This is a genomic window from Streptomyces sp. NPDC005485 (genome assembly GCF_040606085.1).
Lineage (GTDB): Bacteria > Actinomycetota > Actinomycetes > Streptomycetales > Streptomycetaceae > Streptomyces.
In genome coordinates this window covers 16,822-38,100 of sequence record NZ_JBEXDZ010000069.1, presented here as the reverse complement: position 1 = coordinate 38,100, position 21,279 = coordinate 16,822, and the positions used below count along the sequence as shown (strand labels likewise).

Here is a 21,279-nt window from a genome sequence, read left to right as displayed (position 1 = left end):
CGGAACTCCTTTTCCTTGCGCAGCAACCCCCTGGGGGCTCGCTGTCGCAGGATGGGGTGATGCGGTTGGGGGCTGTGCGGCGGTGCGGCTGGGCGAGGGCGTCAGTGGTGGCGGATCGCTGCCGACTGGGCCAGCGTGGTCAGAGCCGCGGTGGCATGCGCGGGGACGGCCAGACCGTGCAGGCACTGTGTGGCCTCGTCGACCCGCGTAGTGATCATTGCTTCGATACGCTCCGGCGCATTCAGCCGCCGCATCAGCGCGCGCACGGCTTCCAGACCGTTGCCGTCGAGGCGTCGCCCCAGCAGGGTGCGCAGCTGCTCACGATCCTTGTCGTCGGCGAGGCGCCATGTCTCCGCCAGCAGGGCAGTGGGCCGGTGGCCACGCAGATCGTCGAGGTTGGCTTTGCCGGTGTGTTCCGGGTCGCCGAACAGGCCCAGCAGGTCGTCCCTGAGCTGAAAGGCTTCGCCCAGCGGCAGCCCGTACGCGGAATACCCCTCGCGCAGCCGCCCGCCGGCGCCGGCCAACGCACCGCCGATCAACAGAGGCTGCTCGACGGTGTATTTGGCGGTCTTGTACCGGATCACCTTCAGTGACGCGGAGGTGTCCGGGGCGGCTCCGGTGTGCAGGATTTCCAGACACTCCCCGGCGATCAGCTCGCGGGCCAGCGCCGCCCACAGCGGGCGGGCCCGGCCGAGATAGGCGGCGGGCAGGCCACTGGTGGTGAACAGCTGACCGGCCAGCGACATCAACAGATCCCCCACCAGCATCGCCAGCGACCGGGCTGCGTTCGTCGCCCGCGGGCGGTGCCGCAGCGCACCGCGCAGGGCCACATGCGCGGTGGGGCGGCCGTGGCGCAGTGCGCTGTCGTCGATGAGGTCGTCATGCACGATCGCGGCGGCGTGGACCAGTTCCATGGACGCCGCCGCTCGCACCAGCGCGTCACTGTCCGGCTGCCCGGCCGCACGCCAGCCCCAGTAACAGAAGGCCGCCCGCAGCCGTTTGCCGCCGGCGACCGCGTGCTCCACCTGCCGGGCAACGGGAACGAGCGCTGGATCGATGTCCGCGAACTGGTCGGCCTCCGCGGCGACGAAGGAGCACAGCACCTCATCGACCCGGGCCTTGAACGCAGCCGCCTTCCAGTGTTCAGACACCGTCGCCGGCCTGCCGGGCCAGCGCGTGCCGGGCAAGCACCTCCAGATGAGCCGGTGATGCGGCCGCGTACCGGTCGAGAGCCAGCCGCCCGCGCGCGATCAGGTCCCGTTCGGCCTGCGCCGCCAGCTCTGCCGTGTCCGAGCGACGCAGGAACCCGCGCACCGTGCCAAGCGCCGAACCGAGCGTGCTCACCGCTAGATCGGCCACGCCCGCCACCAGCAGCACCGCTTGCTGTTCCAGGCTTCCAGGGCGTTCCGCTTCCCGTGTCATGCCTACCCCCACCTACAGAAGAACCTCAGGCACCGGTCCCGCGCCATGCCACTCAGCGTCGCGTCACGTCAGGCGCAGAGGGGGGAAGAACTCACCAACGAGTGATCACACCGTATGGGTGTGCGGTCCATGCCGACCCTACAGATGCCACGTCCCTGCCCGACAGACTGCCGTTGAGCCTTCAGAAACGGGGCGGGGAGCTCTGCGGCCGGAGGCTGCGGGCCTCACGGTCTGGGGGCCGGAGCAGGTCGACGACGGCGCTGATCTGCCGATGAGTGACCGCCGTCGGGTCCTGGATGAAGCCCTCGTACGCGAGGCCGCCGGACGCCCATCTGCACCGACCGAAAGGAGCGCCCCGCTGCCTCCAGCGCCGGCCGGAGGGGTATGCGCCCTCTGGTGAGCCAGTCGTCAAGCCGATACGTTTCTGTCACACAGTCACCACAGGGGGTGGTGGTGGGAGTTCGCGCAGTTGCGATGTCCACAGGGGAGGACTTGTGAAAAAGCGCTTCATGGCGGCGGTTACCGCAGGGGTGGCGGTTGCGGCAGTGGTCCTTGTGCCCGGCGCTGCTCATGCGGCCGACAACGACAGGCTGGTGACCAGTACAGAAGGGGCGGCGATCGGCCTGACCGTCGACTGGACCAGCTACAACTCCTTGGTGCTCCGCGATGTCTACCTCAAGGACACGGGCGATGACGGGCATTCGGTCTTCTTCTACGTCACGGCGACAAGGTCGTTCCAGTATCCCAACCACTGGAACAAGAGCGGTTACAACACCACGGCTCACTGGGACGCCCTGCCCGGCAGCCTCACATCTGAGATTGCGTTCGTAGACGTGACCGTCTGCCGCGACAAGCTGTTCGACAATTGCGCCACATCCCGTCAGTCAAAGAATCCCTACGTCTTCTGATGCGTGCGGATGGGAACTCGTCTTCGCGGGCGTAGTGCGCGCTTCCGCTTGCTCCCGCATCGATTCGTGAACCAGCCATCGCCCGCGAAGCAGATCGTCGAACTCGGACTTTGGTACGAGGAGCCGACCGACCCCGCCGACTGGGTGCCAGTCATCGGGCCGCTCGCCGCGCAGATTCGTGTCCCACTTCAACCAGACCTGCTGCCAGTTCGCCCAAACTCTTAGATGCAGGTGTGGAGGTCAGCGGTGATAGATGGCTATGACGCCGTCCGTGAGTTGGCGGTGCCGTCGCGCTTGGGGGCAGTGGCCGATCTGGCGCCAGTGCGGCATTGCGAGCGGTCGGCGTGGCTGGTGCTGGGCGAGGACGGAACGATCAGCCGGTGGGACGTAGCAACTGGTGATCACGAGGCTGTCGGGACCACGACCGTTTCGGCAGAACCCGACCACGAACCATGGAACGATCGCCGGCTTCGCAGGCGCCTGCATGCCTCCTACGACGGCATGTTCGCCGCTGTGGTCAACGATTACGGTCGGTTTGGTGAGGTGATCGATCTGCGGACCGGCGAGGTCACGCTGGCGTTGGACAACCAGGGCTACAACGCGGACACCGTGCCGTTCTCGCTGGCGTTCGGGCAGAGCCGCGGGGTTTGCGTCGTGATCCACCGCACGGACTGGAACCGGCTGGACGTGTCCGACGCGCAAACGGGGTTGCTGCTGACTGATCGGTCGCTACCTGTGGCTGCAGTCGGAGAGGCCTTGCCGGAGCATTTCCTCGATTACTTCCACGGCGCACTGTATGTGAGCCCTGATGGCAAACGGATCCTGGACGACGGCTGGAAATGGCATCCATTCGGCATCCCCTCAGCGTGGGATCTTGACCCATGGATCGAGGGCAACGTGTGGGAGTCCGAGGACGGTTCGAGCCGCGTGGAAGTGTGCGACCGGACGTACTACTGGAATTATGCCGTGACCTGGATCGACTCTGTTCGGGTCGCCGTAGAGGGACTCGGCGACGACGGTAACGCCATGCGGCCCGGGGCACGGATCTTCGACACGAATCGAACCGGGCAGGACGGAATGGCTGTTGAACTCCTCGCGTTCGAGGGCCCGGCCGGGCCCTTCTTCAGCGATGGCAACCGCCTCTTCAGTAGCGGCGACGCCGGTCTGTCGATATGGGATCCGGTCGAGGGGAAGCTTCTGGGCATCGTTCCCGGAATGTCCCCCACACATCACCACCCAGGCGCCCGGCAGTTCTTGCAACTCGCTGACGGCATGGTCCGTCTCTGGACTGCGTGACCGGTTGCGCGCTCCGCTCGACCGGATGCCGCTCTGATCGCTGCGTTTGCCCTGCACGCATGGCTGGCTGGGGACCTCGCCCGTTACTGGGAATTGGGGGCGCGACCGCCAGGCCGAACGAGATGCGGCGACGCGGGAGTTCGACGACCTCGAGCCGTTCTGGGGCGCTGCGGGGATCTCGGGTGGAGTGTGCGGTGAACGGCAGGGAAAGTCGCGGCGTACGCCGGCACAACCAACCGTCTGCCTGGTGAGTCGTACTGGGCGGCGTGAGGACGCGTACGCCGGTGCCGTATGGGTGTTGCGCTCCGGGTCCGCCGGTGCCACGGTCCAAGGGCTCCTTCTCCTTCGGCGCCGGCACGCTCGGCACGGTCGGGAGTGGCGCCTGGCTCGGCGACGCGTTCCCGCGCTGACCCCCGCCACCCCCCCACGCGCCTTCTTCTCCGCCTACGTCAGGACAATCATGGCTTCCCGTTCCCTTCCCCGGCGCCGCAGACGGCTCGTCCTCGCCACCGGTATCGCCCTGGTCAGCGGTGCCGTGCTGGTTCCCGTCGTCGACGCCGCCACCCCGGCCGCGACGACCACCACCACGCCCAGCACCAAGCGCCTGCACGACGACTTCAACGGCGACGGCTATCGCGACCTGGCGATCGGCGCGCCCGGCACCACGTTGAACGGGCAGGCGAAGGCGGGGGCCGTCAGCGTGCTGTACGGCTCGTCCAGCGGGCTGTCGACCTCGCGCAAGCAAGTGCTGACGTGGTCGAGCCGGTCGACGGCGCAGCCACAGACGCGCTATGGCAGCGACCTGCAAAGCGGCGACCTTGACCGGGACGGCTACGCCGATCTGCTGTCGCTCGTGGACATGTCGCCGATCAGCGGCTACGACGGACGCTTCCTGGCCGTCAACTGGGGCGGCCCCAAGGGACTCTCCGCCACGCCGACTCTGCTGAGGAACGTGCCGGCGAACTCCCGCGGCGCCTACGTGGTCGCTGACGTCGACGGGGACAAGTACCCGGATGTCGTGGCGTCGGGCGACGACTACGGCGACGAGAACACGCCTGGCGAGGGCTCGGTGCTGCACGGCCCGTTCCGGCGGAACGGCGCCGACGCGAGGACGACCCGGTTCACCCTCGTCGCCCCCGGCGAGGAGTGGTATGCCCTCGCGATGGCCGCCGGTGACGTGAACGGCGACGGCATCGCCGATCTGGCCGTCAGTGCCAGACAGCTGGACGGCGAGGTCGGTACCGGTGGGGTCGCCCTCATGGTGGGCGGTCCTTCCGGGTTCACGTACAAGGGCCTCCTCAAGGATGCCCAGGGCCGGCTCATCCGCGGCGACGACGTCGAGATCGGCGACCTCGACAAGGACAAGCACGCCGAGATCGTCGTCGGCCACTCCGTCGACGGCACCGACTACGACATCGGCCTCCCGATCAAGGGCGGTGCGGTCGCCGTCGTCCACGGCGGTCCGAACGGCGTGTCCACCACCCGTAAGCCGGTGTGGATCAACCAGGACACCGCGGGTGTCCCGGGCGTGGGGGAGTGGCATGACGGCATGGGGTCGGGCCTGTCGATCGGCGACACCAACGGCGACGGTTATCTCGACGTGGCAACCGGACTGCCTGGCGAGGACTTCGACGGCATCACCGACGCGGGCAGCGTGCTCGTGCTGCGCGGCACCGCGAACGGTCTGACCGGCACCGGTGCCAAGGTGTTCAGCCAGAACACCAGCGGCGTGCCCGGCACCGCCGAGAAGCTGGACCGCTTCGGCAGCGAGACCGCCCTCGTCGACGCAGACGGTGACAAGAAGGACGGCCTGGTCGTCGGCGACTGGGCGGAGAACGCGAACAACGGCGCCGCGTGGGTCTTCTCGGCCACCTCCAGTGGCATCACCGCGAGCGGTTCCTTCTCGTTCGGCCCGCCCACCATGGGCCTGCCTGCTACCGGGGCCCTGTTCGGAGCCTCGGTGGGCGACTGACGGCGAGGTCGCGGCGTGCACGGTGCAGCTGGCGTGCACGCTGCCGGCGTGCGGGGTGGCGCCACTGGTTGGCGGCGTCGCGGGCGCCTTCGACGCCGACTTCGACCACCAGCTCCGGTGGCACCAGGGTGACGTCCAGAGTCTCCCGGCTGTCCGGCCCGGCGGAGAACGGCCAGCCTGTCCACGAATGACCGCGCCGGGCCGGGGCGAGGAGCGGGCGACCGTGCGTGTTACTGGCGGGGAGGGGGTTATTCCGACCGTGCACCATTCCCTCAACTGCCCTCAGGTCGAGTGCGGTCGTGGCTCAGCGAGTGGCGGGCCGTTCCCTCAGGCGTGAAGGTGAAGCCGTCTATGAACAGGGTCCCCCCGGCGCGGAACGCCCAGAGGATTGGCTCGGCGTGGACGTACGACGACGTTGGGCCTGGGCTCGGCAGGAAACCGTTCCAGAGGTGAAAACAGAGAAGGGCGTCGTCTCGCCGCCCGGTCGTATAGGCAAGTGTCTTGGGGTAGTTGGGGTTGGTCCCCCCGAAGAGCACCGAGGGCGGACCGAACGCCGTGACGACATCGCTGAGGAACCGATCCTCTCGGCACCAGGTCTCGCCGGCGTGACGGATCTCTTCGTATTCGCTCGAGGTGAGGGTCCGGTCGAGTCTCAGCCATCCCTGACGGTGTGCAATCTCGGCATACACCGACGCCACAGAGCCCTCGTGCGCATCGCCCCAGAGTTCTTGGAAGGCTCCGCGCACTCCAGTGGAGAAGACCATTCTCGTTTGGAGATCCTTCAGCTCCTCCTGCCATACCTGCTCAGCGGCGTCGGTGAACGCCACGGCGTCGAGGTAGAGCCTGAGCGCCGTTTCGCCGCCGTACATTCCGGGGCGGCGCATCGCAGCATTCAACTGCGCGAGTAGGTACTCGCGCACTTCCTGCGCTGTGCGCCCGTCGCTGCCGCTGGTCATCAAGGTCATCGGTTGTCCCCCTTGTTGGTCCTCGGCTCGGGCGGCGAGGTACTCGGCCCAGTCGCGTTGGGCGTAGGCGACGCAGCGGAGGGTGGTGTGGCGGTGCATCCACGATGGCTTCGTAGCAGGCGCCGCGCTGACCCTAGACGATCACCGTCGTCCTGAGCAGCCGAAGTCAGTAACCACCAAGCTCAGCCCTGGCGAGTGTGCCCGCGATGAGGGTTGTCAGCATCTCCTCCAGGGTGGTGCTGAAGTCCATGCGCAGGGCAGCGAGTGAGGGATCGGCTTCGTATGCGGTGAGCATGGCGGCGGACGGGCGGGCATGGGTCCATACCGCGCCGCTCACCATGACGGCCTGGGCGCAGAGTTGGTCGGCGTGAGCGCCGAGTTCGGGCAGGTGCCGGCGGGCAAGCGCGGCCAGAGCGGCGACGTTGTCGAGGGCTGCTCGTTTGTAGCGGGCGGCCACGTCCGCGGAGACGTTGTGTTCCAGGACGCCCGCTTGGGCGCTGAGCAGGTCGCACAGTACCCGGTGCTGCTCGAGGGAGTGTGTCAGGACGGAGGCGAACTCCTGACCGCGCTGGATCGGCGGGGCGCCGGAGGTGACCGAGGTGGCGAGCTGTTCGGGAAGGGCGGCGGTCCACTGCCGCCAGTCGCGGTCCAGCAGTTCCAGCAGGACTGCTTCGCGTGACTCGAAGTAGCGCAGCACGTTGGACTTCGCCAGGCCCACGCGCCGACTCAGTTCGTTCAGGCTGAGTGCGCTCACGGACATCTCGTCGAGCATTGCCGCCGCGGTGTCGAGGATCGCCCGCCGCCGGATCTCGCGCTGTTCCTCGCTGCGTGCTCGCTGGAAGGTCGTCATACCTCCATGTTACAGACTGCCGGTCTTTTGACATCAGACCGGCAGTCTCTTAAATTGGAACGCAAGAGACCGACGGTCTTCTGAAGCGGGGCCATCGGCCGTGCTCACCCGTGCACGTACAGGAAAGAGGTCCACCACCATGAGCGTTTCCAGCGTCGCCCTGGTCACCGGAGCCACCACCGGCATCGGCAAGGAGACCAGCCTTGCTCTGGCCCGCGCCGGCCACGCCGTCGTCGTCTCCGGCCGTCGCAAGGAAGCGGGCGAAGCCGTCGCCCGCGAGATCCGCGACAACGGCGGGCAAGCCGCCTTCGTCGCCGTGGACGTCGACTCCGAAGAGTCCGTCGCTGCCCTGGTCGCGGCCACCGTCGAGCGCTTCGGCCGACTCGATGTTGCGGTCAACAACGCCGGGATCTCCCTTGATGCCGGCCGCATGGCCGACGAGCCCACCAGCCGCTTCCAGCAGATGCTCACCACGAACGTGCTCGGCGTTTTCTGGGGCATGAAGTACCAGATCCAGCAGATGCTGGCCCAGGACACCCCCGGCGGCTCCATCGTCAACCTGGCCTCGATCGCGGGCCTGGGCGGCATACGCTACGCGGCCAACTACTCCGCCACGAAGCACGCCGTGGTCGGCCTGACCAAGTCCGCCGCACTGGAGTACGCCACCGACGGCATCCGCATCAACGGGGTCGCCCCCGCCGCGATCAGGACCGACATCCTCAGCACCGCCATCGAGGCCGGCACGTGGGACGAGGCCGCCATCGCCGCCCTCCAGCCGGTCAACCGGATGGGCCGCCCCACCGAAGTCGCCGAAGCCATCACCTGGCTTGCCTCTCCGGCCGCGTCCTTCGTCACCGGAACCATCCTCAACGTCGACGGCGGCTACAAGGCCCAGTAAGGGTCCTGCGGTGATGGTCCGAAAGCCGTCCCCGGTGATCCAGTCAGTGCAGGGCCGGTCACGCCTTCCAGGTTTTTCGGAGTCCGGCGGTTGGAAGATGTCGAGAACGTGCCACCGGCTCCGTCCCTGGGGCATCAGCGGCCACCACCGGCCGCGCCAGGAAGAAGGAGAAAGCAGCATGGCGATTCAGCGGATGGACAACGTCGGCATCGTCGTCGAGGACATGGATGCCGCCCTCGCGTTCTTCGTGGAACTCGGTATGGAGCTGGAGGGCAGGGCGCAGGTCGAGGGCCCCGTCGCCGACCAGTGCACCGGACTCGACGGCGTCCGCTGTGACATCGCGATGGTCCGGACCCCGGACGGTCACAGCCGGCTCGAGCTGGCGAAGTACCGCAGCCCCGCGGTGATCAGCGCCGGGCCGCGCAACCGGCCGCACAACGTTCTGGGCACGCACCGCGTCATGTTCGCCGTCGATGACCTCGAGGACACCGTCGCCCGCCTGCGCCCTCACGGCGCCGAACTCGTCGGCGAGATCGCCCGGTTCGAGGACAGCTATCTGCTCTGCTACCTCCGCGGCCCGGAGGGCATCATCGTCGGACTGGCCGAGCAACTGGGCTGAGAAGGAGGAACCGCGGTACAGAGCCGGCTCAGCGCGGTGATCCCGGCGCTGATCTCCGCTGAGGAACTGTCCAACTCGCAGAGGGAGTTGACGCGGTGTCGGTGCTCGACTTACGGTCGTTGTGTGTAGCCGCTTGGCTGCATGTTCTTGGGGGGCGGGCTTCATCGCGCAAGCGATAGGAAGCCGGGGAATTAACCCCAGGAGACATGCGGCTGAAAGCGGCTTGTTGCTTGTCCGGGGGCTGAGTTCCTCGCCTGCCCGCCCTTCCCGACTGGGAAGGACCGGCGTGTCGTCGCAGGTTGAGCCATCAGAAGAGGACTCTGCTGTTTCGGGTGCCGACCCGGAATCCGGGGCAGAGTCGGATCACCGCAAAGTCGACTTGATCGCGCTCGTGTGCATCCTGGCCGCCTGCACCGCGATCTGCCTTTCAGCTGGTGTGGCGGCGCTTCAGGCGGTGATCGGCGCTGCCGGGATCTTGTTCGCCGCATGGCGGACACCACCGCGGGCCAGGCGGGAGCCGAGATCGGGCTCGGCCCAGCGCCAGCCGTCCCGCCGCCCTGACAGGCGCCGTTGATGGGTTCTCGTTGTGCTCTGGTGCGTCTTGCGGAACGACGAACCGCCATCCGAACCAGGCCGGCGCACTCACCCTGGTCCGCTCCTGGCAGCCGCACGGTGCCGTCCATTCACCTGGTCAGCCCAGTGTGCTGCCGCCATGGCGCGCGTAGTGTTCGATCAAAGCCGTGCGGGTCGTCTCCAGTCGGTTGGCGAGAATGGCCCCGATCGTGCGCGTCAAGGACAGCTCCAGCGTCGGATCCTCCTCGCAGAGGCCGCGCACCTCCCCGGCGTCGAACTCGTAGGCCCGCACGGGACTGAACGCCTCGGCGCCGAAATCCCATGTGTGCGGCGGGAACAGCCAGGACCAGCCGAGCAGGTCCCCGGGGCCCAGCTGCGCGACCGAGATACGTCTCTCTCCGATGACCCGCTGGTAAAGGGAGACCGTCCCGGAGCGCACCACCCAGAAGCGGTCGGCCGTGCCCCCCTCCTCGAAGATCCTTCCGTCCGCCGGGAAGGAGACCTCGCGAGCCACGCCCATCAGACGCTCACGATGCACGGGCGAGAGTGCGGGCAGGAGCCGGAGAGCAGTGGCCATCGCGTACCTCCGTCGCGCCGCCGCGAGAACCCCACCGGATCCCGCGGCGCCTGTCGTGCCGGTTGTACCCCGTCACCCTCCATTGGAGCCGGATCCGCGGGATTCGTCGCGTCGGGAACCGGAATCCCTTGCTGGATCCTTTGCCCGATGCCCTGCGGAGGCGGCCGCGAGGGGCCGCCTCCGCAGGGCATCGGGGCTGCGAGGCTGTGGTGCGACGTCGTGGCGCGGCGCGGCACCGGTGTGCGGATGCGGTGTGCGGGTATCTGTGCTAGCCGCACGGGTACAGGAGTCACGTGGCGTGACAGGGGTGACGGGGCCGGTCGGGCGGGGGCCACTGTCGTGGGCGGCCCCCGTCCGACGTCGCTAGCGCCGCGGGCGCTCGAAGGTCAGGAGCAGCCCCTCGACCGAGCCGGGACCTATGCGGCCCTTGACGTCGGCGGACGTGATCGCCTTCAGCGCCCACCCGTCCTCGGCATGCTTGTTGAGGACCTTCTCCAGCTTGTCGCTGTCCAGCGCGTCGCCGATCAGCGACTCCCGGAAGGTGACGACCTTGTACTCGTACGTGTAGGGGCTGCTCATGGCTGCGTGGCTCTCCTGCGGATGGATGGTGGGCGTGGCCAGGGCCCACCCAACCATCGATGGCCGCGTTCGAACAGGGGCGATGGGGGGACCACACCTCCTGTTCACGAAAGGCGGGTGCGCAGCGTGGCCAGGAGGACGAGCGCGGCGATCTGGATCGCGACAACGACCGCGATCAGCAACGGAATCGACGAGCCGTACAACGCACCGGTCAGCGTGCCGCCCACGACGCTCGCCGCGCCGACGACCCCGGCGAAGACGCCGTAAGCGGTCGCGCGCCGACCCGACTGGACGAGGTCGGCGACCGTGGCCCGCAGCGTGGACTCCTGGACGCCCATAGCGGCGCCCCACACGAGCGACCCCGCCACCACGAGCGCCACCGTGTCGGTGAACGCCAGTGCCGGGACCACCGCGGCGAGCAGCGGCAGCACCACCAGGACACGCGCCCCGATCCGGTCGTAGAGCCAGCCGGTCGCCAGCGCGGCGATCGCGTCGACGACCATGGCGGCGGCGTACAGCACCGGCACCCATGCCGTCGCCACCAGATGCCGTACGACGAGGTGATACGAGAGCACGCCGAAGGTGGCGAACCCGGCCGTGGTGGCCGCGGTGAACGCCGCGTACGTCCAGAACGCGCTCGGCAACCGGACCTCGTCGGCCGCCGCTGGGGCGGACGGTGTCAGCGCCCGTTCGTACGCCTCCGGGTCCGGCACCCGCGCCCGCAGCCACAGCAGCAGGCCCAGCACCGCGACGCCGGGCACGGCGAGTACACCCAGGGCAGGGCCGTAGTCGCCGCCCGTGACCGCGAGGACCCCGGCCACCACCAACGGGCCGATCAGCGCCCCGACCTGGTCCATCGCCTCATGGACCGCGAAGCCTCGCCCGCGTCCGGTTGCGGCGGTGGCGTGAGACAACAGCGTGTCCTTCGCCGGAGAACGCACCGCCTTGCCCACGCGTTCGGCGATCACCAGGGCGCAGGCAGCCCAGAGCACCCCGACCACACCCAGCAGCGGCACGGAGAGCACCGTCAGGGCGTATCCGGCGATCGCCAGTCCCCAAAAGCGCCGGGTACGGTCGGCGAGCGGCCCGGACACCAGCCGCAGTCCCAGGGCGGCGGCCTCGCCCGCACCCGTGACCAGGCCGACGACCAGCGCGGACGCGCCGAGCGAGGCCAGCAGCGGACCCGTGACCGAGCGCGCCCCCTCGTACACGAAGTCGGCGAGCAGGCTGACCGTGCCGAACCACACCACGAAGCGCCAGGGCCCCATTCCGGTCACCTCCTTCGACGGTCCGCTGCCTCTCACGCTGACCTGCCCGTCCGGCCGGGCGGAGTCGCAACGCGTCGTCCGTGAGGGACACATCGTGTCACCGAGAGGGATGAGGCGGGGGAGTCGTAGCGTGTTGATCGAGAGGACCGCGAAGGCGGTCCCACCTGACGGCCGACCCCCTGGTGACGGTATGTGTTGGAGTGCGACAGCCGATCTCGTGGCCGGTGTCGGTATCGGCGCCGTGGGCGTGGCCTGCGTGGCGCGGGTGCGCCGGCGCGGCGATCTGCCACTGGCGGCGCTGCCGCTGCTTCTGGGGGCTCACCAGATCGTCGAGTCGGTGGTGTGGGACTCCGGAGGTGGCAGGGGACCCGCCACCGTCGCCTGGGCCGTGATCGCCCTGCCGCTGTTGGCTGTGTGGGTGCCCCTCGGCGTGGTCTGCGCGGCCCCACGGCGCGCCCTACGCAGGCTGATGATCCCGCTTGCCATCGGCCTCGCCACCGCAGTGCCGCTCACATACGCTCTCGCGACGCGCCCGGTGACCGCACAGGTCCGCGGCCACACCGTCGGCTACGCCATCGGTCTGCCCCACGCCGCTCTGCTCGTCGCCGGATACCTTCTGGCCACCATCGGTTCGCTGCTGCTGTCCGGGGAACGCGGACTGCTGCTGCTCGGTGTGCTGGTCGCCGTGGGCGCACTGATCTGCTGGACGGTGTGGCAACGGGAGTTCGTCTCCACCTGGTGCGCGCTCGCGGCCGTCTGCTCGGTGGTGCTGTTCGGCTGGGTGCAGGGCCGCTCGGGGGCTCCGCCGGGCGCGCGGCAGGCAGAGAGCGCGAGGGTGACGTAGCGAACGGCACGGCTGTTCTCGGGAACGGCGCTGTGCCGCTCACCGGAACACGTTGTCCGACTCCTCCCAGATCGACGGATCGCCCGACACGTACTCGCGCGGGGCCCGCGAGGACCGCTGGTACATCGCCTCGATCTCGGGGGCGTAGCGCCGCACGATCGCGTCGCGTCGCAGCTTCATCGAAGGCGTGAGCAGCCCGTTGGAGGGGGCGAAGGGTTCCGGTAGGACGCGGAAGACCCGGATGGATTCCGAGCGGGACACGGTGCTGTTGGCCGTGGCGACGGCGCGCCGGACCTCCTCCCGCAGTTCGTTCTCCTCCCGCGCCTCACGGGCAGGTCCCGCCCCGCCCTTGGACCAGGCCGCCCGCCAGTGCGCGAGGAAATCCGGATCCAGCGTGATCAGGGCACCCACACAGGGCCGGTTGTCGCCCACTATCACCGCTTGGTGGATCAACGGATTCATACGCAGCCGCTGTTCGAGGGCCGACGGCGCCACGCTCTTGCCGCCGCTCGTGATGATGACGTCCTTCTTGCGGCCGGTGATGGCCAGATATCCCTCGGAGTCCAGGTGGCCGATGTCCCCTGTGGCGAGCCAGCCGTCCCGCAAGGCCGCGTGAGTGGCCCGGGTGTCGTTGATGTATCCCTGGAACACGGAGGGGCCGCGCACCAGAACCTCCCCGTCGTCGGCCACACGGATGTCCGTGCCCGGCAGGGCGCGGCCGACGGTGCCGAACTTCTCACGTCCCACGGGCTGCGCCGTCACGCCGCCGCTCGTCTCGGTGAGTCCGTATCCGTCGTGGACGAGGATCCCGATTCCCGAGTAGAACAGGGCGAGTTCACGGTTCAGGGGTGAGCCGCCCGACACCGCACCGCAGACGCGGCCGCCCAGCGCGGCACGCAGTCTTCTGTACACCGTCTTTTCGTAGAGGGCGTGTTGCAGGCGCAGGTCGAACCCGGGGGCCGGGCCTGCGCCCAGCCTGTGGCGCTCGGTGGCGATGGCGAAGTCCGTCGCCGTGCGGGCCGCACGCTCGAACAGCACGCCGTGGCCGGCCCGTTGGGCGCTCTGCAGGAAGTTCTTGTAGATCTTCTCGAAGAGGGACGGAACGGCGTAGAGATAGGTGGGGCGGAAGGACCGGAAGGCCTCGGAAAGAGACACGTCACTCAGATCGGGCTGGTGGCCCATCAACAGGCCGCCCCGCATGCACAGGCCTTGGATCATGAGGCCGTACACGTGCGAGAAGGGCAGGAAGGCGAGGATGGCCGGCTGTTGGCCCGGCGGAGCCGCCGTGTGCCCCCATCCTTCGAGCAGGGTGTCGCAGGTGCTCGCCAGGTTGCGGTGGGTGAGGGCGCAGCCCCTGGGCCGGCCGGTCGCGCCGGAGGTGTAGGCGATGATCGCGGTCGAGTCGGGCAGCACGATCCGCCGCAGGGAGTCGACGGTCATCGGTGGGATCGCACGGCCCCGCTCGACCAGCTGCGACAGCGCCCCGCTGTCCAACTGCCAGACGTGGCGCAGCGCGGGGAGCGCGGCACAGGCCGAGGCGACCGTCATGATGCCCTCTTCGTCCTCCACGACCACGGCGACACAGCGGGAGTCCTTGAGGATCCACGCGACCTGCTCGTGCGACGACGTCGGGTAGATCGGCACGAGTTCGGCCCCGACCGCCCACAGCGCGCAGCTGAGTGCGGTCCACTCGTACCGTGTGCGCGCCATGATGGCGACCCGGTCGCCCGGGCGCAGTCCGGACGCGACGAGTCCCCGGGCCAGGTCGACCACTTCGTCCCGCAGCTCGGCGGCCGTCATCGGAGTCCAAGGGCTCGGGGCGACGTCTAGGCGGCGGGCGATCTGCGGAAGGTCGGGGCTGCGGCGTGCCGTGTCGAAGAGGCTGTCGGCGAGTCCCCCGTGCATCGAAGCCGCGGCCGGCGGGAGGTGTTCGAACTGGTGCATTCACCGCTCCGGAAGTCTTCTCGACACGCCGTCACCCAGAGGCACTGGAGCCGAGGGTTCTCGAATGTAGCCGACACGGGCACGGAACGTGGCGGGAATGCCGGAGCGGATTGTCTCGATTGATGCCGCCGCACCGGCGCCGGTCGTCCTCCTGCGTCAACGGTCCTCCACCGCACTGCCGCAGCGGGGTCGGTGAGCGCCGCGCGGGCTCTGTCGCGGCCTGCGTCAGGACAGGGCGGAGGGTCTGCGCGGCGGCGGCAGCGCCCCCAACAGATCCCACAACGGCTGCGAGCCGGCCGCCCACATCGCCAGCAGACGGCGATCGACGAGGTGCAGCCGCTGCTGGCGCGCGAAGTCCTGGGCCGGGCTGGTGACACGGCCGTTCGTCACGATGACGGCTATGTCGGCCTGGTGGACGGGACGGGCGGTGCCATTGAGGACCTGCAGGTCCGGCGACCCCACCGCGGACCCGCGCTCCCCGTCGCGGCGGTGCTTGCACTGGATCACCCACCGCCGGCCGAACGGATCCGTCGCCTTCACGTCGGCGCCGAGATCGCCCCGGCCTCCGACCCGGGCGGCGTCCGAGCAGCCGTCGCGACGCATCAACTCCCGTATCGCCTGCTCGAACTCCTGGTGGTGCAGCGCGTCCAGTTGCGTCAGCGCATACCGCAGCCCGCGCAACTCGGCCTCGTCCCGGCGCGCACGCTCCTGTCGCCGCCTCAGCAGGGCGGCGCCCGCGGGCACCGCGAGCACCACGGCGACGACGGCCACCCACCGATGCGCCGCGAGCCACGCGACCGCCATCACCACGAGCCCGACCACGACCGCCGCGACCGTCAACCACACCAGCAGCCTGGCCTCCGCCTCCTGCTGACGCTTGCTCGGCCGCCGCCCACGCCGCCTCGCGGGCGGCCGTCGCCGCGTCATCGCTCACCCGTCGGACATTGATCGATCCCGGACACGCTGTCCCCCCGTCCCGCGCTTTTCACGACATCGCCCATCATGGCAAAGCCCACTGACATTGGGTCACGAAATGACCGCATGAAGTGATCAGGGCAGGTAGCGCCGCGCGCTTTCGGAAGCGGCGCGGAAGGCGGAGGCGACGGCCGAGGCGGGGCGGGAGCGGTCGGCAGGAGCGATGGTGTTCTAGTCGCCCCACGTCAGGACACCGTCGACGGCCAAAGGGATCCGGTTGTCGAACCGTCGGCCCTGCTCCAGAGCTTCCGCGTAGTCGGCCAACGCGTGCCGCAGCGAGGGCCATTCGGTGAAGGAGGGGGAATCCTCATCGAAGTAGCGGCCGACGCGGCCGAAGTTGTGGCCGGGCCGGCAGGAGAGGAAGAGCCCGTCGGAGGACTGCCAGCCGATGCCGAGTGTGATCAGTAGCCATTCATCACGCCAGTAGGCATTCAGCTCCTCGTACTCCACTTCCTCGTCGCCCTCACCTGGTGCGTCGTCGTCCAGGGCGAGGTCGGCACCGACTTCGCGCAGAAACCGTGTGCTCTCGATGATCTGCTTGAGGCTCGACGGCGGCCCGTAGTACGCCAACTCGGGTGCTCCGTCCTCGAGGTCCACACCGTCGTGGCACCGCAAAGACGCCGTCAGGTCGGGGTGGAAGGTCACGCCGAGGGCCTGCTCGGCGGCCTCGATGTCGCTCGGCGACGCTGGTGAACGCAGCTGCGCATGGCTGAGCGGGGCGTGCTGGGCCAGCCAGGCATCGATGCGGGCCCAGGAGTCTGCGATGGCGGGACTGTTCATGTGCGGACGATAAGGCCCGGCACTGACAACGGACTTGGAGGGCTCGGGGGCTTGGGCGGTCCGCACGCCGCGTTGCGGGGCATCGGCGCCAGGCCGGTGAGTGATCTTTTCCATTCCCGTCCACGAAGCCCGGCGAGAGCGAGTTGACCCTCCCCTTGCGTCAGGCTTGAGGCTGTATGCCAACGAAAGGGCAGGTGGGTGAGCTACTCCGTGGGGCAGGTCTCGGCTTTCGCCGGGGTGACGGTGCGTACGTTGCATCACTACGACAAGGCGGGTCTGCTCTCGCCCAGCGGCCGCAGCCACGCCGGGTACCGGCTCTACAGCGACACGGACCTGGCCCGTCTCCAACAGATTCTCTTCTACCGCGAACTCGGCTTCTCCCTCGACGAGATCGCAGGAATCCTCAGGGATCCACAGGCGAACGCCCTGGAGTATCTGCAGTCCCGCCAGCGGCAGCTGAGCGAAGAGATCGCCAGGCTCCAGCAGTTGGCGGAGGTGGCGCAGCGGGCGATCGAGGTCCAGCAGACCGGGGTGTCCCTGAGTCCTCAGGAACGCTTCGAGGTCTTCGGTGAGATCACCTTCGACCTGAGCTACGCCACCCAGGCAGAGCTGAAGTGGGCCCACTCGGAGGGGCAGCGCGAGGCGATGGCGCGCGCGGCCGCCCACACCAAGGAGGACTGGCGGCAGCTCATGGGCGAGGCCACCGCCTGGCGTGCAGAGCTGCTCGCGGCCTTCGACGAGGGGGAGCCGAGCGACGGCGAGCGGGCCATGGACCTCGCAGAGGAGCACCGCCTGCACATCTCACGCTGGTTCACCTCCTGCCCACCGGACATGCACCGGCGCATCGCGGACGACTTCATCGCCGACCCGCGCGCATTCGCCCTGGTCGTACCGCCGTCGCAGCAACGCCCGGGTCTGGCCGCCTATACGTGCAAGGCGGTCCACGCCAACGCGGCCCGCCACGCAGGGGGCCGTACCGAATCCCAGGAGGACCGATGAAGATCCTGATCGCCGCGGCCGGATCGCGCGGTGACGTCGCGCCCTACACGGGGCTGGGCGCCGAACTGCGGCGGGCCGGATACGACGTAGCCCTCGCCACCACGGACACCTTCGCACCCCTCGTACGCGACGCAGGACTGGAATTCCGTAGTCTGCCCGCCGACACGCGGGTGCGCGGCGGCGCCCCGGGCAGACGTGAACTGATGCGCACCGCTGCCGCGTTCACTGCCGAACTGGGCCAGGGGTTCGCCGACGCGACGGCCGAGGGCGCGGATCTGCTTTTGCTGTCGACCACCACGGCCCCGCTCGGCTGGCACCTCGCCGAGGCCATGGGCATACCGAGCCTCGGGGTGTACCTCCAGCCCACCGCACCGACCGGCGACTTCCCGCCGGTCGTCACCGGCTCCCGCTCACTGGGGCGCCTCGCCAACCGCACAACCGGACGCCTCGCCCTGCGCATGACCGACCGCGTCTACGAGCAGGCGGTCGCAAAACTGCGCCACCACCTCCAGTTGCCCCCGGCCGCCGCCTCCGCGATGCGCCGACGGCAGGAACAGGCGAACTGGCCCATCTTGTACGGCTTCAGCACGGCGCTGGTGCCGCGTCCCTCCGACTGGCGTTCCGGCCTGGAGGTCGTGGGCAACTGGTGGCCTCATCACGACGCGGCCGAACAGCTGCCCACAGACGTGGAGGACTTCCTGAATGCCGGACCTCGGCCTGTCCTCATCGGCTTCGGAAGCATGGCGGCGGGCGACGGGGAACGGCTGAGCGAGATCGCAGTGCGAGCCCTGCGTCGCGCCGGGCTGCGCGGCATTCTTCAGGCCGGCAGCGCGGGGCTCGCGGCCGACGACGATGACGTGCTGACCATCGGTGACGTACCGCACGCCCTGCTGTTCCCGCGGCTGGCCGCGGTGGTCCATCATGCCGGGGCCGGAACCTCGGCCGCCGCGTTGCGCGCCGCAGTGCCCGCGGTCACCGTGCCGGTGACCGCGGACCAGCCGTTCTGGGCGGGGCGACTTGCCGCCCTCGGTGCCGCCACCGACCCGATCCCCTTTCGGTCCTTCTCCGCCGAACGGCTCGCCGACTCACTCGACCGTGCAGTGAAGCAGCAGGCATTCACACAAGCCGCCGCGAGAGCGGCGCAACACCTGATGACCGAGGACGGAGCGGGCCAGGCGCTCAAGGCCGTGCAGCAGCTGACCGATGGATGACGCCGATGCAGCCCGGGGCGCCCGCATGGTGTCCATCTGCACCGGCGCGTTCGTCCTGGCCGCCGCGGGCCTGCTCGACGGACGACGTGCCACCACGCACTGGCAGCACGCGGCAGCCCTCGCGGACCGGTACCCCCGGATCACGGTGGAGCCGAAGGTGCTGTACATCGATGAGGGCGAGGTTCTGACCTCCGCCGGAGTCGCCGCAGGACTCGATCTGTGCCTTCAAAAGCGTGGCGCGGCGTTGCGGCTTCGGGACATCGGCCAACTTCCGCACGCTGTAAAACGCACGTCGGTGTCCCGCCCAGCGTCTACCGCGACACCTTCGACGGCAAGGACCGTGACTGACAAGGGAGTTGGAGGGCTTGGGCGGGCCGGACGCCCCGGCGCGCGGCGTCCGGCCCAGGCCCTTCCTCCGGGTCAGGCCGAGTAGGAGCCCCTGACCTCGAAGTGCTCGACCGTCGGCGGCCCGGTCAGCCAGTCCTTCAGGCTCGCCTGGAAGTCGCGGAACTCCTGGATGGCGGGCAGCGGATTCTCGACGCCGTCCGCGAGTTCGAGCTGCGCCACGTACGTGACGCCGTCGGGCAGCCGATAGGAGGCGTAACGCACGCCTGCGGGACCGGCGTTCTCGATGGCCGTGAACATCTTCCCGAGCGCGTCCTCCAACTCGGCGGTGAACTCGGGCTTCACGGTGGAGCGCACCATAAGAACAGTCATGTCGTCATCTCCGTGTCTGGGAATGTCCATGTCCTGGCCCCCTGTTCGGGGCGCCATCTCGTTGACGTATCCAGAGGGGGATGTGTGACAGCGTGCGCGGAGGTCCTGTCGTGGGCGGATCGATGTTCCTGTTGTGCAACATCTGTCACCGGCGTGTCACGGCCTTCTGGAGCGCCACAACTCTTCTGCGGTGTCTCGTGTCGAACCGGGCGTGAGGAGGAGGACAGGCGCTTGTGACCAGATCCGTTGAGAAGCCTGTTCCCTCCCGAACGAATACATCGACCGCATGACCAACGGGGAGCAGACCATGACCAGCACGTCGCACACGCCCGACTCGACCGACGCGCTCCGCGGTGCCACGCGCGCCACTCGTTCCCGGCGCGGCGCCGCATCGGCCGTGGCCGCCGCATCGTTCCTGCTGCTGGCGGGTGCGGGCATCATCGCCGCGCCGGCAGCCCAGGCGGGCGTTCCGGGCGGTACACGCGCCGACGACCGCAACAGCGACTTCGACGGCGACGGCTACAACGACGTCCTCATCGGCGCGCCGGACGGCACCGTCGCCGGCAAGAAGGGCGCCGGTTACGTCACGGTGCAGTACGGCGCGGCGAACGGTATGGGTACCAACGCCAGCGTACCCGGAGCCCGTACGGCCGTCTTCAGCCAGTCCACCGCCGGTGTGCCCGGAACCTCGGAGGACTACGACTCCTTCGGCGCGGCCGTGGCCACCGGCGACCTCGACGGTGACGGTTTCGACGACGCGGTCATCGGTGCCCCCGGCGAGGACGTGGGCTCCACCGAGAACGCCGGGCACGTGACCGTTCTGTACGGCTCCAAGACAGGGCTGAAGGCCCAGCGCAGCGCGTCCTTCTCGTCGGCCCACCCCACCGCCGGGGCCCGGTTCGGGCAGGCCGTCACCGCGGCGCGGTTCACGGGGGCGACGTACGGTGACGAGATCGCCGTACTCGACCAGTCGGGTGCCCAGGTGTACACCTACGACCAGGGTGTGCTGCGGCGGACGGCCGGCATCGACACGACCGGCCACCCGGCGGACCGCGTCATCAATCCCGCCTACCTGACGACGGGCGACTACGACAAGAACGGCTACGCCGACCTCGTCATCTCCGGATACACCCCCGACGCCGACTACGCGCAGGGCTGGTCCACGGTCTTCTCGGGCGGCGCCGACGGTCTGACGCACCTGCGCGACGTGCGTGGTGGCGTGTCCTCCGCCTCGGGCGACCTGAACAAGGACGGTTACGACGACCTCGTCGTCGGACAGTCGAGCAGCCAGGACGCCGAGGCGGAGGGCATGACCGGCGGACTCGTCGCCGTGTACTACGGAAGCCCGGAAGGGCCCGCGGACTACGAGGGTCCGGGCAACGGCCCGCAGTGGTGGCATCAGAACACCCCGGGCGTGCCCGGTGCCGGCGAGCACGGCGACGCGTGGGGCGCCGACCTGTCCGTCGCCGACGTCAACGGTGACGGCTATGCCGACCTGGCCGTCGGAGCGCCCGGGGAGGACGTGGGCACCGTGCGGGACGCGGGCGCGGTGTGGGTGCTGCGCGGCTCGTCCGCCGGACTGACCACCACCGGCGCGCAGTCCTTCGACCAGAACAGCCCCGACGTCCCCGGCACGGCCGAGACGGACGACGAGTGGGGCGCCCAGGTGCGGCTCGCCGACACCGACGCGAACGGCCTCTTCGACCTGGTGGCGGCCGCCCCTTCCGAGAACTACAGCGACGGCGTCGTCTGGGTGCTGCCGGCCGGCACGAGGGGACTCGTCGCCGACGGTTCGTGGACCTACGGCGGCGGCGCGCTCGGCGCCTCGGGCAGCGGTGCCCGGTTCGGCGCGGCCATCGACGAGTGACGTACGGCGCGACGC

General features: G+C 69.2%; 20 protein-coding genes and 1 pseudogene. 10 read left to right on the top strand and 11 right to left on the bottom strand.

What is annotated here, in order from left to right; genetic code table 11:
• Positions 1-101 precede the first annotated feature (101 nt).
• Positions 102-1,151 (bottom strand): polyprenyl synthetase family protein, encoded by a 1,050-nt coding sequence (locus ABZS97_RS23235; RefSeq protein WP_356140235.1) that lies wholly within the window; start codon positions 1,149-1,151, stop codon positions 102-104.
• On the bottom strand, positions 1,144-1,422 hold the full coding sequence (locus ABZS97_RS23230) for a polyprenyl synthetase (protein ID WP_356140226.1): 279 nt from the start codon (positions 1,420-1,422) through the stop codon (positions 1,144-1,146). The genes ABZS97_RS23235 and ABZS97_RS23230 overlap by 8 nt, the downstream gene beginning before the upstream one ends.
• A gap of 494 nt (positions 1,423-1,916) precedes the next feature.
• Here ABZS97_RS23230 and ABZS97_RS23225 point away from each other — a divergent pair, with 494 nt between their 5' ends.
• From ABZS97_RS23225 to ABZS97_RS23215, 3 genes are all read left to right on the top strand, one after another.
• On the top strand, positions 1,917-2,330 hold the full coding sequence (locus tag ABZS97_RS23225; RefSeq protein ID WP_356140225.1) for a hypothetical protein: 414 nt from the start codon (positions 1,917-1,919) through the stop codon (positions 2,328-2,330).
• A gap of 246 nt (positions 2,331-2,576) precedes the next feature.
• Positions 2,577-3,626 (top strand): hypothetical protein, encoded by a 1,050-nt coding sequence (locus tag ABZS97_RS23220; protein ID WP_356140224.1) that lies wholly within the window; start codon positions 2,577-2,579, stop codon positions 3,624-3,626.
• Between the two features lie 460 nt (positions 3,627-4,086).
• Positions 4,087-5,598 (top strand): FG-GAP-like repeat-containing protein, encoded by a 1,512-nt coding sequence (locus ABZS97_RS23215; protein ID WP_356140223.1) that lies wholly within the window; start codon positions 4,087-4,089, stop codon positions 5,596-5,598.
• 272 nt (positions 5,599-5,870) lie between these two features.
• Here ABZS97_RS23215 and ABZS97_RS23210 read toward each other — a convergent pair whose 3' ends face one another.
• Together ABZS97_RS23210 and ABZS97_RS23205 are read right to left on the bottom strand one after the other, a co-directional pair.
• Positions 5,871-6,563, bottom strand: a complete 693-nt coding sequence (locus ABZS97_RS23210) for a hypothetical protein (RefSeq protein WP_356140222.1) — start codon at positions 6,561-6,563, stop codon at positions 5,871-5,873.
• Between the two features lie 166 nt (positions 6,564-6,729).
• Positions 6,730-7,413: a TetR family transcriptional regulator gene (locus ABZS97_RS23205; RefSeq protein ID WP_356140221.1), complete on the bottom strand. Its 684-nt coding sequence runs from the start codon at positions 7,411-7,413 to the stop codon at positions 6,730-6,732.
• Positions 7,414-7,552: 139 nt separating this feature from the next.
• Between ABZS97_RS23205 and ABZS97_RS23200 the strand changes: the two genes are divergently transcribed.
• Together ABZS97_RS23200 and ABZS97_RS23195 are read left to right on the top strand one after the other, a co-directional pair.
• On the top strand, positions 7,553-8,311 hold the full coding sequence (locus ABZS97_RS23200; RefSeq protein ID WP_356140220.1) for a glucose 1-dehydrogenase: 759 nt from the start codon (positions 7,553-7,555) through the stop codon (positions 8,309-8,311).
• A 178-nt stretch (positions 8,312-8,489) separates the two neighbouring features.
• Positions 8,490-8,930: a VOC family protein gene (locus ABZS97_RS23195; RefSeq protein ID WP_356140219.1), complete on the top strand. Its 441-nt coding sequence runs from the start codon at positions 8,490-8,492 to the stop codon at positions 8,928-8,930.
• A gap of 691 nt (positions 8,931-9,621) precedes the next feature.
• Here ABZS97_RS23195 and ABZS97_RS23190 read toward each other — a convergent pair.
• The 3 genes from ABZS97_RS23190 to ABZS97_RS23180 all read right to left on the bottom strand — a co-directional run bounded on the left by ABZS97_RS23190 (position 9,622) and on the right by ABZS97_RS23180 (position 11,927).
• Positions 9,622-10,080: a cyclic nucleotide-binding domain-containing protein gene (locus ABZS97_RS23190; protein ID WP_356140218.1), complete on the bottom strand. Its 459-nt coding sequence runs from the start codon at positions 10,078-10,080 to the stop codon at positions 9,622-9,624.
• 363 nt (positions 10,081-10,443) lie between these two features.
• Positions 10,444-10,659, bottom strand: a complete 216-nt coding sequence (locus ABZS97_RS23185; RefSeq protein ID WP_356140217.1) for a DUF4177 domain-containing protein — start codon at positions 10,657-10,659, stop codon at positions 10,444-10,446.
• Between the two features lie 104 nt (positions 10,660-10,763).
• Positions 10,764-11,927 (bottom strand): MFS transporter, encoded by a 1,164-nt coding sequence (locus ABZS97_RS23180; RefSeq protein WP_356140216.1) that lies wholly within the window; start codon positions 11,925-11,927, stop codon positions 10,764-10,766.
• Between the two features lie 190 nt (positions 11,928-12,117).
• Here ABZS97_RS23180 and ABZS97_RS23175 point away from each other — a divergent pair, with 190 nt between their 5' ends.
• Entirely contained in the window at positions 12,118-12,771 is a 654-nt protein-coding gene (locus ABZS97_RS23175; RefSeq protein ID WP_356140215.1) for a DUF6629 family protein, read from the top strand.
• Between the two features lie 39 nt (positions 12,772-12,810).
• On the opposite strand, the gene ABZS97_RS23170 is transcribed toward ABZS97_RS23175, so the two are convergent.
• The 3 genes from ABZS97_RS23170 to ABZS97_RS23160 form a co-directional block, all read right to left on the bottom strand.
• A complete protein-coding gene (locus tag ABZS97_RS23170; RefSeq protein ID WP_356140214.1) occupies positions 12,811-14,715 on the bottom strand; it encodes an AMP-dependent synthetase/ligase in 1,905 nt (634 codons plus the stop codon).
• Between the two features lie 225 nt (positions 14,716-14,940).
• Complete coding sequence (locus tag ABZS97_RS23165) at positions 14,941-15,642, bottom strand: restriction endonuclease (protein ID WP_356140213.1); 702 nt, start codon at positions 15,640-15,642, stop codon at positions 14,941-14,943.
• 219 nt (positions 15,643-15,861) lie between these two features.
• Positions 15,862-16,470, bottom strand: a complete 609-nt coding sequence (locus ABZS97_RS23160) for an SMI1/KNR4 family protein (RefSeq protein ID WP_356140212.1) — start codon at positions 16,468-16,470, stop codon at positions 15,862-15,864.
• Between the two features lie 198 nt (positions 16,471-16,668).
• On the opposite strand from ABZS97_RS23160, the gene ABZS97_RS23155 reads away from it, so the two are divergent.
• The 3 genes and pseudogenes from ABZS97_RS23155 to ABZS97_RS23145 form a co-directional block, all read left to right on the top strand.
• Positions 16,669-17,469, top strand: coding sequence for a MerR family transcriptional regulator (locus ABZS97_RS23155; protein ID WP_356140211.1), 801 nt, complete (start codon positions 16,669-16,671; stop codon positions 17,467-17,469).
• Complete coding sequence (locus ABZS97_RS23150) at positions 17,466-18,680, top strand: glycosyltransferase (protein WP_356140210.1); 1,215 nt, start codon at positions 17,466-17,468, stop codon at positions 18,678-18,680. Before ABZS97_RS23155 ends, ABZS97_RS23150 begins: the two co-directional genes overlap by 4 nt.
• A gap of 16 nt (positions 18,681-18,696) precedes the next feature.
• Positions 18,697-18,906, top strand: a pseudogene (locus ABZS97_RS23145) (DJ-1/PfpI family protein); the annotation flags it as partial.
• Positions 18,907-19,100: 194 nt separating this feature from the next.
• Here the strand turns inward: ABZS97_RS23145 and ABZS97_RS23140 are convergent.
• Positions 19,101-19,397: a hypothetical protein gene (locus ABZS97_RS23140; RefSeq protein WP_356140209.1), complete on the bottom strand. Its 297-nt coding sequence runs from the start codon at positions 19,395-19,397 to the stop codon at positions 19,101-19,103.
• Between the two features lie 307 nt (positions 19,398-19,704).
• On the opposite strand from ABZS97_RS23140, the gene ABZS97_RS23135 reads away from it, so the two are divergent.
• On the top strand, positions 19,705-21,264 hold the full coding sequence (locus ABZS97_RS23135; protein ID WP_356140208.1) for an FG-GAP repeat protein: 1,560 nt from the start codon (positions 19,705-19,707) through the stop codon (positions 21,262-21,264).
• Positions 21,265-21,279: the final 15 nt, after the last annotated feature.